This is a genomic window from Bifidobacterium sp. M0353 (assembly GCF_016100645.1).
Classification (GTDB): domain Bacteria; phylum Actinomycetota; class Actinomycetes; order Actinomycetales; family Bifidobacteriaceae; genus Bombiscardovia; species Bombiscardovia choladohabitans.
This window is the reverse complement of the sequence record NZ_JACFSB010000001.1, coordinates 886,141-897,669: the sequence shown is the minus strand read 5'-3', so window position 1 is coordinate 897,669 and position 11,529 is coordinate 886,141. Positions and strand designations below refer to the sequence as shown.

The 11,529-nt window shown below is 52.5% G+C and carries 7 protein-coding genes; 6 read left to right on the top strand and 1 reads right to left on the bottom strand.

The features are described from left to right. Window positions 1–1,621 precede the first annotated feature (1,621 nt). Window positions 1,622–2,596, bottom strand: a complete 975-nt coding sequence (locus tag H3V04_RS03585) for a helix-turn-helix domain-containing protein (protein ID WP_198187213.1) — start codon at window positions 2,594–2,596, stop codon at window positions 1,622–1,624. Window positions 2,597–2,772: 176 nt separating this feature from the next. Here H3V04_RS03585 and H3V04_RS03580 point away from each other — a divergent pair, with 176 nt between their 5' ends. From H3V04_RS03580 to H3V04_RS03555, 6 genes are all read left to right on the top strand, one after another. Then, window positions 2,773–4,791, top strand: a complete 2,019-nt coding sequence (locus tag H3V04_RS03580) for an ABC transporter ATP-binding protein (RefSeq protein WP_198187212.1) — start codon at window positions 2,773–2,775, stop codon at window positions 4,789–4,791. After that, on the top strand, window positions 4,792–6,549 hold the full coding sequence (locus H3V04_RS03575; protein WP_198187211.1) for an ABC transporter ATP-binding protein: 1,758 nt from the start codon (window positions 4,792–4,794) through the stop codon (window positions 6,547–6,549). A gap of 319 nt (window positions 6,550–6,868) precedes the next feature. Continuing rightward, window positions 6,869–7,411, top strand: a complete 543-nt coding sequence (locus H3V04_RS03570) for a hypothetical protein (RefSeq protein ID WP_198187210.1) — start codon at window positions 6,869–6,871, stop codon at window positions 7,409–7,411. A 77-nt stretch (window positions 7,412–7,488) separates the two neighbouring features. After that, window positions 7,489–8,631, top strand: coding sequence for an ABC transporter permease (locus H3V04_RS03565; RefSeq protein ID WP_198187209.1), 1,143 nt, complete (start codon window positions 7,489–7,491; stop codon window positions 8,629–8,631). Beyond that, on the top strand, window positions 8,631–9,296 hold the full coding sequence (locus H3V04_RS03560) for an ABC transporter ATP-binding protein (RefSeq protein ID WP_198187208.1): 666 nt from the start codon (window positions 8,631–8,633) through the stop codon (window positions 9,294–9,296). The genes H3V04_RS03565 and H3V04_RS03560 overlap by 1 nt, the downstream gene beginning before the upstream one ends. Before the next feature lie 1,514 nt (window positions 9,297–10,810). Next, window positions 10,811–11,146 (top strand): nucleotide disphospho-sugar-binding domain-containing protein, encoded by a 336-nt coding sequence (locus tag H3V04_RS03555; protein ID WP_198187207.1) that lies wholly within the window; start codon window positions 10,811–10,813, stop codon window positions 11,144–11,146. Window positions 11,147–11,529 lie beyond the last annotated feature (383 nt).

The window sequence follows — 11,529 nt, the reverse complement described above, 5'->3', positions numbered from 1 at the left end:
TTGTATGCTGGGACTTTTCCGAATTCTGTTTCATTTATAAGCAAGTAGAGACAGTCAAAAGCGTAGAAAATCAATAATCACACATTGATGCAGAGTTTGAGATACTTTGATAGGGCAGGAGAGGCGGTCAGCATAATGACCGGGCATACCATGCCTTTGATCGCTATTCCGTAGTTCAGCTACGTTATGATTTATTTCATATTGATGTATGCTGTGCACTGCTTTACATCTTGGTCTTGCAGGTGGTTGGATGTCGTAGGTCGCTATTATGAGAGCCTGAAGGGAATCGAACGGGTCCGTCGTTTGGGTCCAAAAGATTCCTGAGGCTGACGACAAAGTTATTTTGTTCTTACCTACAGGAGAGCAGGTAAGGAGAATGATGGTGATTCTTTGAACAGCCAGTCATACGTGCACTAGGTTCGACGACAGGCGAACAACAGGACGTGGCTGTCCGAACTGATGGCAATTGGCCAACTTCAGTATCTTGCCCAAGAGGATCGACGCAACGAACCCGATCCGCGTTAGACAAACTTCCATCTTGTCTGTTGGGGACTGGTGACGTTTGTAAGAAATCACATTCGTATTTCTTTTCTAGTAAGTCATTGTCCCGTGACTGTCGGTTGTGCTCTGATATTTCGCTGGATTTATTTTTCTAAAGGTTTCATTCAGTAAAGTAGGGTCTTGGTTATGTCAGAGATGGTAATATAAACCCCTATGATTTTGCTGTAGAGAATGTGCCGCGGAAAGGGAATCATGAGCTTGCTCTTGAGCAGTCGTACATTGACTTAAACCGCCAGTGCATGGCGCCACTAGCTGGTCTACCGTCGGCTTAGTCTTTCGTTCAACACTTATTTTTTTTTATTGCGGATACTTCATGCCTGCCTTGGCCTTGGTGTGTATAATCCGAGCGATGATGGACATGTTTCGGCATCCAAGTTAGGCCTTTTTATACGTGCCGGTGTTCCCAGGTCTGGGCTACTGGGCCATTTTCAACGATGAGGTCGCCTACAACGGCCATGGCCGTAAGTAGTAAGGCCATGGTTCAGTAGTCCACGCGCTTGAGGTTCTGTATGAGTGCGCCTGGAGCTAGGAGAGAATGGCAAGATGAGCGTGATCGGGAACGAGAGCGCCCTTTCGAGCATGACAAGGATCAACTTTTTATCTCCGAAGGCTCGTGAATCGGCGTGGTTACGAGTGTGGTTCTGGTGCATCAGTGCTCCCGTATGACTGTCGGATCATTGCATATCCACATCATGCGTGGCACTGCAACATGCCGGCGCCCCCCTGATAATTTGTTTCAGCGTACCATGGAATACCAATGATGAAATGGGTTTGGCTTTGTAGTACTTGCGAATGGCTGATAGGGGAATAAGACAGTAGTTCTGATGCATGTGCTTCTTAGTTTCACATATCTTCTCCTGCAGCGTTGCATGGGCACAGAACGGGTGGTTCAGTGCATGTCAGATATCAGCCGATTGGCTGATAATCGTTGTGATGGTGACAGGGGGATGAGTAGGTTTCTGATATCGTCCGTCTGCCGCTATACGCTGCATGAATCGATTGGGGAAGCTGTTCCAGCTGCTTGGCTTTCACAACTGCGGACGTCTCGATTGATGCCAGTCTAATCGACATGGTTGCACTGCACGCGCCAAGCGATTGGAGGGATCCCGGTTTCCCTGGTGAAAGCCGCGCTGAATGAGCTGGGGCGCATATATCCGACCTGCCTGCCAATCCAGGCAATGTCCTCCCCAGTGAATGAGAGAAGGAGGCGGGCCTGGTCCATTCTTTGCTCTCTGATGTACCTGGCCAGACTTGTGCCGGTCTCACGCTTGAATGCCAGGCATAGACGTGTGCGTCCCACATACAGGGATTGGGCTATCCGATCAATGGAGAGGTCGCCGCCCAAGTGGGATCGGATGTGGGCTTTGACCTGCTGGACCAGGTCGCGGTCGTGTGACGGTTCGTGGCTCTGTACAAGGGCGGAGAAAGCCTGGGCCAGCATGGCCATGAGGAGGTCGATGTGTGCTTTTATGAGGAACTCCGTCTGGCCCGGCCTTCCGGGGGCAAACGTTGACAGGGCGGTTAAAGCGGCCTGTGCAATATCGGATGGCCAGGGTTGGCAGAAGGCGTCAAAGAGTCCCCCGACCTGGCTAGGCCATTGGTTTTCCAGCTCCATGAAATAGCCGGGCAGGATGCAGATGCTCCGGGTCCGCGAGCGAGAGCCTGCCGGTATGCGGTTGGTGACCGATCCCGCCTGCTGGATTAGGGAGACCATATTGCCCTCCTGCTTTGTACATGGCTGCAACCCATAAGGAGCGGGGTTGGCTGCCGGGCTTTCATCCAGGGTCAGGCAGGCATAGTCGGTCATGGCGTACTCGTTAAAGTTCATTTCGCGCAGGAAGGTGATGTCGTGCCATATGACCAGGCAATGAGGACCTGCCGGATTGGCTTGGAATCTTCCCTGGCAGATATCGCCATCGACCTGCCCTTCCAATCCTTCCGATCGGTGATGGAGTTCCATGCCGAGTTGCTCCGCCTGGGGGCGATACAGGGTCTGTATCTCGCGGGACTCGGAACGTATCGTGTGGTCTGTCATGGCTCACCTGCTTTCATCCTGCCGGCTTTCACAGCAATCTCGGCGGACTTTCGTTTTCGTTCGCACCTTTTACGGATTCATTCGGCGCTCTGTGACGGTCTTCCGGGCATTGACTTCTCAGATTACGTTCGATGGCAGCGAACGACAAGAGTTTTGGATGAACCTGGAGGAAAGAGATGACCACAGATCAGGCGGATTCGAGAAGCAAACCGGATCCTGCAGAAGGTAAAGCACAGGGCGGGGGAGGTGCGCCTAATCGTGAGAGGTCGCATGGGCGTAGTTCCCTCAGGCGGCTGCTTGATTTCGCCGGCCCTCGTAAGGTGTTCTCCTATCTCGGCTGTGGTCTGTCCGCCCTCTCCACGATTGCTGGCCTTGGACCCTACATCTGCATATGGCTGGCGGTAAAAGACCTCCTCGCCGTTGCTCCGGGGTGGTCTCAGGCTACGGAAATCGCCATTTATGGATGGCTGGGATTCGGGTTTGCGGCGACTTCCGTCGTTCTGTACTGTGGAGGGCTGCTGATGACGCATCTGGCGGCTTTCCGGAGCGCATCCAGCATGCGCAAAGCGGCCATAGGCCACCTGCTGAGCCTTCCCTTGGGGTATTTCGACCTCCATGCCTCCGGCGAGCTGCGTCGCACCATTGATGGCTCGGCGGGCGATACCGAGAATCTGCTCGCTCATATCCTCCCCGACGCGGCTGGCTCCTTCGCCATGATTCTGGGTATGCCGATACTGATGCTGATTTTCGACTGGCGTATGGGCCTGGCCTGTCTCTTCCCCATCCTGATTGCCCTGGTCTGTATCCGTGTCATGATGAACGATCAGGGACAGTCCTTTATGAAGGAATACCAGGATGCCTTGGTGCGAATGTCCAAGACGGGAACCGAATATGTCCGTGGCATTCCGGTGGTCAAGGTCTTCCAGCAGACGGTGTACTCCTTCAAGGCCTTCCATGAGGCCATCGAGCATTACAGCCGAATAGCCAGGAACTATGCCATGCAAATCTGCCACCTGCCCCAGACCATTCAGATGACGGCCCTGAACGGGACCGTGATCTTCCTGATTCCTGTGGCCATCCTGCTGGCTTCGGGGCAGAGTGACTTCACCTCTTTTGTGGCCGATTTCGCCTTCTACGCCGTCTTCTCGGGCATGGTCCCCACGGCCATGACCCGTCTGCAGTTCTCCAGTGAGTCCTTCAGCAAGGCCGACGATGCCTTAAACAGAATTACCGGCGTGCTCAGTATTGATCCCCTGACGGTAGCTGACGAACCGGAACGCCCGAAGTCGGCAGATGCTTCCCTGGAACAGGCGTCATATACCTATCCAGGTGCTGATCTCCCGGCATTGGATCGGATTGACTTCAAGGTGCCGGAGGGTGGAATGGTCGCTCTGGTCGGTCCCTCGGGAGGCGGCAAATCGACCTGTGCCAGTCTGTTGCCACGTTTTTGGGATGTGGATTCGGGCAGGGTCGCTGTGGGTGGCATTGATGTCAGATCCATCGATCCACATGATCTGATGGGGCAGGTCGCCTTTGTCTTCCAGACCAACAGGCTCTTTTCGACCACCCTGCTGGAGAACGTTCGCGCAGCCAGACCGGACGCCGCTCCTGAGCAGGTTATGGAGGCATTGAGAGCGGCTCAGTGCATGGACATCGTTGACAAGCTTCCCGAGGGGCTGGATACCATGCTCGGCTCAGGTGGAACCTACCTTTCCGGGGGAGAGGTCCAGCGTGTGGCCCTGGCCAGGGCAATCCTCAAGGAGTCTCCCATTGTGGTCCTGGATGAGGCGACTGCTTTTGCCGATCCCGAGAATGAATTCTTGATACAGAAGGCGCTGACCAAATTGACACGGGCCGAAGGGGGCCGACGGCGAACCGTTCTCATGATTGCCCACCGTCTATCGACTGTGGCTCATGTCGATCGAATCCTGGTGCTGGATGGGGGCCGCCTGGTTGAGCAGGGCACTCACCGCCAGCTTCTTGATGCGCAGGGTACCTATGCCCGTATCTGGTCTGATTACGAACGGGCGGTCTCCTGGAAGGTCGACAATTCTCCGAAGGCTGCCGCCGGAGCGGGTCAAAATCCCGCAGGCCCCATTGCGGGTGAGAAGCACGTCGTTCCCGGTGTCGGGCCATTCGCTACGGACTCGTCTACCGGTGATTCCGACATCCAGAGGAAAGGAGGTGAGGCATAAGTGTTCGCCTCATTCAAGAAGAAGTATGCCCTGTCCGACCGAGGCATGAAGATCGTGGTTTTGGGAACGCTGTGGACCACACTGACCAATCTGATCATCATGGCGGGAACAACCTCCCTCCTGCTGGTCATGAACGCTTTTGTTGAGCACCTGACGGCAGGGGCGTCTTTACCGAAGGTCCTGCCCTATCTGGTTGGTCTCCTGGTCTTTGCGCTTATTCTCTTCGGCTCCTCCTGGTTTCAATACAGTTATTCCTACGGTGCGGTCTTCAGCCAGACCGGAACCCAGCGGATCGACCTGGCCGAGAGACTGCGCAAACTGCCGCTCTCATTTTTCGGGCGGCGTGACCTGGCTGATCTGACCGATACAATTCTGGGTGACGTGGCCACCATGGAACATGCCTACGCCCATGCGCTGAGCCAGCTCTATGGCGCAGTCGTTTCATCCGTCCTGATATTCCTGTCGCTTCTGCCCATCAATTGGGCACTTGATTTGGCTGCATTCTGGAGCGTGCCGGTGGCTTTCACTATCATCTTTGCCACTCGACGATTCGTTGAAGCTTCGTCACGGAGTACGAGGCAGGCCCAGATTAGGGTCAGTGACGGCATTCAGGAGGCGCTTGACTGCGTTCGGGAGATTCACGCCACCAACCAGGAAGAGAGGTATCTGGAAAGGCTTTCCTCGACCATCGATGACACTGAAGCCACTACGGTCCGAACCGAGATGACCAATGGCCTTATATTGAACTCCGCCATGGTGGTTTTGAGGTTGGGTGTGGCAACGACCTTCCTGGTGGCTGCCGGATTGATCATCCAGGGCAGGATCGACTTCATGGTCATGTTCCTCTTCCTCCTGATGGTCTCTCGGATCTACTCGCCCTTTGATCAGGCGCTGATGCTGGTTTCGGAACTCTTCCAATCCCAGGGCTCGGCCCGGCGGATTCGCTCCATCAAAGAGGAACCTGTAGCCGAGGGGAGTACGGAATTCCATCCCGATGGGCACGATATCGTCTTCGACCACGTTGCCTTCTCCTATCCCGGCCTTGCTGGTAAGGCGGCGGGTGAGCCGGTTCTTGAAGATGTCGCTTTCACTGCCAAGGAGGGGGAGATTACGGCCCTGGTTGGCCCCTCGGGGTCCGGTAAATCGACCTGCGCTCGGTTGGCGGCCCGTTTCTGGGATGCCGCTTCAGGTTCCATCACCGTAGGAGGGGTGGATGTAAGCAAGGTGGATCCGGAGGTTCTCTTGCGGGACTATGCCGTGGTCTTCCAGGACGTGATGCTCTTTGACGACACGGTCATGGGCAATATTCGGATGGGGCGGTGCGGTGCCAGTGACGAGGAGGTGTTGGCTGCGGCCAGGGCCGCCAACTGTGACCAGTTTGTATCGCGCCTGCCACAGGGGTACCAGACGATGATTGGTGAAAACGGCTCCAGACTTTCCGGAGGTGAACGGCAGCGGATTTCCATTGCCAGAGCCATTCTCAAGGATGCCCCGATTGTCTTGCTTGACGAGGCCACCGCCTCCCTGGATGTGGAGAACGAGACGCAGGTCCAGGGAGCCCTGTCACAACTGCTGGTGGGGAAGACCGTCATGGTCATCGCCCACCGGATGCGCACTGTCGAGCAGGCCGACAAGATTGTCGTTCTTGACCACGGGCGTGTGGTCGAGCAGGGTTCTCCGCAGAAGCTTATGGCCGCAGATGGTGAATTTGCGCGGATGGTTCGTTTGCAGGCAGAGAGCGCAGACTGGTCCTTGTAGAGAGGGCTTGGACCGACTCTTGGTATCGCCAAACGGCAGAGAAGGGCAGCACTACATCATAGGCAGTCTGAATATTTCCGAACAAACTGAGGAACGAGTAGCTGAATGCGAGATTTCATTCCCAAATTGATTGTTCCGAAGATTGTTCCGAGTAAGCTTGAACCTTTTACATTTATGTTGCTGCCTTTTATCAACGAATAGTATAAAGTTATAATTTATAAGTTTTAATGTAAGCTCACATGCTTCACAAGGAGGTGGCTTTACAGAGAGAATTGGATCTGACTGAGCCTCTTCTGTCGCTCGAAACAAGCCATGAAATTTGATCAGCATCATCAAAGGTAAGTTTCGCTGGACAATTAAGCAGCTCGGACATGTCGAAATTAGCCCTGTGGCATCTGCGAAAGGTGGCATGGTGAGACGCTTTATGGATAGATCCATACTGAGGCTCAACAATCGCCTTGAGTTGATCTTTCTGTATTTGGGCTGCTTTCTGCTGGCTGGATTTTTCGTGTATTTGAAACACCAGGCGGATGATTCGGAAGTGTTGATGAGTTACATCAAATTCATGATCGAAAAACGGCGCGCTTTCGTTCTGGGATTTTCTGCGTTTGTGCTGGTGTTTCTTTATCAATTGGTGACAAAAGCCAGAACTGAGGTCAGATGCCGGGTACTGGTGGGAGATACGTTGAGGCAGGTAAAACTCCGGTATCTTGTCGAATGCCTGATATTGCTCGGCATCTCTTTCTTGCTTTCGACTGTGGTCCATCTGCTGTTGGGCTTCGAGATAGTCGATAGCTTCTATGTGCTCCTGGCCCTGGCCGTATACGTCCTGTTGAGCGCTGTGTTCTTGGGGGCAAGATGAATGTTTTCCGCTTCTTTCTGACTCGTGTATTTCTCAGGAAACCAATCTTTGCCATAGGTGCGCTGGTCTTGTTCTTGATGGCCAACTACATGGCATTCCTGACAGCTCATAGTGTTTTGTCCACGCGTGAGGGATACCAGCAAATGGCGCATTTTAACAAGGAGGGAACATTCATAGCGAACATGGATCCGGATTCTGATTTTGGTAACAAGGACATCTCAAAAGCATCGATTCAGAAAGTCTACGATCGTCTGGACAACCGATATCACTACGCGCTCTATACAGACGGAATGATGACCAATCTGGCCAATGGCCGCGGGGTTAAGGTTCCGGTGAGTTATATGAACCAGCGATATAACGACCTGGATGGGTTTCCCATTGCTCAAGGAAGCGGGTTGAAGTTTGATTACAGCCTGGTGCGGAACGATGCCATTCCCGTGTTGGTGGGCGAGGGACTGGCCGACGACTATCCGCTTGGCACGCAATTCAAGATGTATGACCCTGCCCTGCTGCGAGAAGTAAGGGTGAAGGTCGCCGGTGTCATCGCCGAGAACTCGGTGCGTTCAAACTTCTACGCGCTTAATTCAAAGAAGTACTACAATTTTTCAGTAGTTGTGCCCGTCACCACGGCTTTCATCAAACAGGCTGATGTCAGTTTTAATATCAACGCGCTCAACGATCTCGTTCTATCTGATACCGATCGTGCGGACGTGTCCGAATTGGGCGATTACATCGACAAGACGATTGGGGCCAAGTTCAACCTTTACAGTTATCAGGATAACATTGACTATTACAACGAATATTTGTTCTCTTCTTTGCGTTTTCTGACCGTGGCTTCCGGTGTACTGCTTATTCTCATCGTTTTGCTGTCTGTCTGGAGTGCACTGATCAGTGTGCGGGTAATGATGCGTGATTTCACGATCAACCTCATGGTGGGGCTGAGCTATGGCAGACTTCGTCGGCTTTTCTACGCATATTATGCGGGTTCTTCCTTAATTGCATTGCTTGCCGTTTTCGCCATGGCAGCTTATTCGCGACATAGCTACTGGCGAAAGAAGGATGCATTCTTAATGACCTATGGCTTGTGGGGAATGATCAGGATGGACTGGCTGGCCTTACTTGTCGCGTCGCTGTTCGATTTTCTTCTGGTTGCCATGCTCGCTCAATTGATCACCTGGAGGCTCAGGCGTGTTCCTATCTCATTGGGGGTGCTGCAATAATGGACAAGGTCATCGATCTCAACCTGGATCATAAAACATACAGGAAGGGCTCATCTTCAGTCACTCTTCTTGAACATTTCTCGCTGACGGTCGCCGAGGGCGAGAAGGTCGCAATCGTTGGAGAGTCTGGCGTTGGTAAGAGCACATTGCTGAACATCCTCGGTCTGCTCGATACACGCTATGAAGGCTCTTACAGGCTGCTGGGCAGATCCGCGCGCACGCTGTCGGACCTCGAATCGGCTGCATTGAGGAACCAGAAAATCGGATTCGTCCTGCAGGAATCAGCACTCATCAGTTCCTTGAGCATAGAGGACAACATCAGGTTGCCCCTGCTTTACGCGCGGACACCGCGCAAGGGGGATTCTCGAAGATTCGACCAGGTGGTGGACTCTTTAGGCATCGGGTCGATACTGAGCAAAAAACCGCTTGAATGCTCCGGAGGGGAAAAATCAAGAGCAGTCTTCGCACGGGCCGTCATTATGAACCCCGAGGTTGTTCTTGCGGATGAGCCCACTGCCTCACTCGATTCAGAGAACCGGTCGAGGATCATCGCCCTGCTCTTTGCCCTGAACCACGATTCAGGATCCACAATCGTCACCGTTACCCATGATGCCTCACTGGCTGACCAACATGATCGAATCATCAAACTTCAACGAAAAGACTAGAGCATGGGTTTCTGGATTATGGTATTCGAGGCTTTGCTCGGGCTGGTGCTTCTAATTCTGGGAGTCGTTCGGGGCAAGAATGACAAGCGCTGGTTTGCGCTGTGCATATTGGGCGTAGCATGCCTGGCGTTCGCGGTTTGGCTTGCCATATAGGCACCCGGCGAATAGTATCGTCGGCTAGCATTGGGCTAATATAGGTCTGGGCTGCTGACGGTGGGGGTTGATTGTGTCCAGTATGTGGCTGGACATACTGTGTATGGGGAAAATCTGATAGATTCAAGCAACTTATAGTTTTGTTTGAGGTGCTTTGTGAGAAGGCTTGATGTTTCTCAATAGAGAAAAGAGTCTGACGTGACCTCTTGCATCTGTAGAAGTTGGATAACGGGTCCGGTTGCGGTAAATACAACGCCCATCAACCTGTGAAACACATTATTTCAGCTTAGGGACTCCGCTATTTGAGATTCAGCTATTTGAGCAGATTGCTTGCTGAAGCCATGGAGAGGAAACCAGGTGCTGGGAGACAGTGTTTTGGTTGGCTGGGAAGGATGCAGCAAAACAGAGGGCGGCGTATTAAAAAATCCCAGAGATTCCGGATGACCAGTATCAGTCTAGATAGCAAGCATTGAGAGTCCTGGGTCCATTAGGAACAGCGCACATAGGATACCCAAGTTTCCCAGAATACTGTTTTGGGACGTTATGATATGGCTTCATCTCCTAGGAGGTGTGCCCTTCTCATGTGGAACATGCCATATCAGGGTCATATAAATCCGACCTTGGGCACTGTGCGTGTTATGTCGGAAGCCGGTTATTCGGCCACTTATGTCTGCAATCCACGATGGAGATGTTAGTAGAAGATTCGGATGCGTTGTTTGCACCCTATGATGATTATCCTGAGTGTTCGAAAAGGTGCAGAGTCTTCGTGGTGGGGTTTATGTGATAGAGACAGCCCGTCGTTTGGCTGCCGAGAGAAAGTATGATGCCCTCATGTATGAAGGCCTCTTGCTCTTGGGCAAGTGTCTTGCTGATTAGATTGCTGTGCCCTCTATCCGTCTGTCTTCTACATTTGCTTACAATCGGTCGATTCTTGCCAAATTGTCTGATACAGGCGGGCTGCACGTGACCGGTCTGCTGAAGTTTCTGCCGTTGTGAGACTGATGTTGCTTTCGATGCGGGGGCATGGGCGCATCGAATTTGATGATTTCGTCACGGAGATGGTCGATAACAATCCGATACTTTACGTACGTTACACCTTTCGGTCTTTCCAGCTTGACAATGAAGCATTTTCAGACAAGCAATTCAAGTTAATCCGCCCCTATCTAAACGGCAGAGCAGCGTAAGCCGAGGACGTCCCCTGGACGGTGAGCTCAATAGTGGCGGGGGACGGCCTGTCATCTACGCATCCTTGGGCACGGTGTTCGATACCTTCATGCCGTTTTACCAGGCGGTGTGCAGCGTTCGGGGGACAGAAACATCACGGTAGTGCTGTCAACAGGCCATAATTCCGACCAGAAAAAATGAGCCGGGTTCCTCAGAATATATTCATCCACCAGTCTGTAGACCAACTGGCCGTCCTTGAGAAGGCTGACCTGTACATCACGCATGGCGGCATGAACAGTGTCAACCAAGCCTCTTACTACAAAGTGCTCATGTTGGTGGTTCCTATGACCGATGATCACCCGACGATAGGATCAAGAATCGCGGAGTTCGGGCTGGGAACGGTCATGAGCCGAAGAAACATCAACGGGCAGAAGCTGGGGCGTGCAGCCTGGATAATCCCTGGCAGAAAACAAATCGCCGGGAATGTCAGCATGATCAGCAATGGCATGCGGGAGTCCAGCGGCAACCAGTAAATACATATCCTCAAGCACTCCTGACCAAGTTCGTATACCGCAATCACCATGAATACAAAGAACCTCCATTACTAGTGGCAGCTGTGAAGTTGTAGCGTTTTCAACAATGTCGATCAATCATCTGAGCTACCTGAAAAGCAACAGGAGCTCCTAACGTTTAATTAGGGACCTCTGGTTTTGAGATCATGGAGCAAACCAAGACCTATAGGTTATAGGAACCAAATAGCTAATAGGAACAGAATGTGTTGTTTCGGATTTTATGTATAGCTTAATCATGTACTTGTCGTAGTACATGTCAAACTGCTCGTAGGCCAGTCTATGCTATTGGGATATCTGACAAGTGCATGCAATTCGTTCTAGTCGATGTCTGCGCCGAGGCGATC

What these genes read in the sequence shown, in the direction of transcription:
- H3V04_RS03585 (WP_198187213.1), bottom strand. Translation starts at nt 2,596, where the DNA reads ATGACAGACCACACGATACGTTCCGAGTCCCGCGAGATACAGACCCTG.
- H3V04_RS03580 (WP_198187212.1), top strand. Translation starts at nt 2,773, where the DNA reads ATGACCACAGATCAGGCGGATTCGAGAAGCAAACCGGATCCTGCAGAA.
- H3V04_RS03565 (WP_198187209.1), top strand. Translation starts at nt 7,489, where the DNA reads ATGGCCAACTACATGGCATTCCTGACAGCTCATAGTGTTTTGTCCACG.
- H3V04_RS03560 (WP_198187208.1), top strand. Translation starts at nt 8,631, where the DNA reads ATGGACAAGGTCATCGATCTCAACCTGGATCATAAAACATACAGGAAG.
- H3V04_RS03555 (WP_198187207.1), top strand. Translation starts at nt 10,811, where the DNA reads ATGAGCCGGGTTCCTCAGAATATATTCATCCACCAGTCTGTAGACCAA.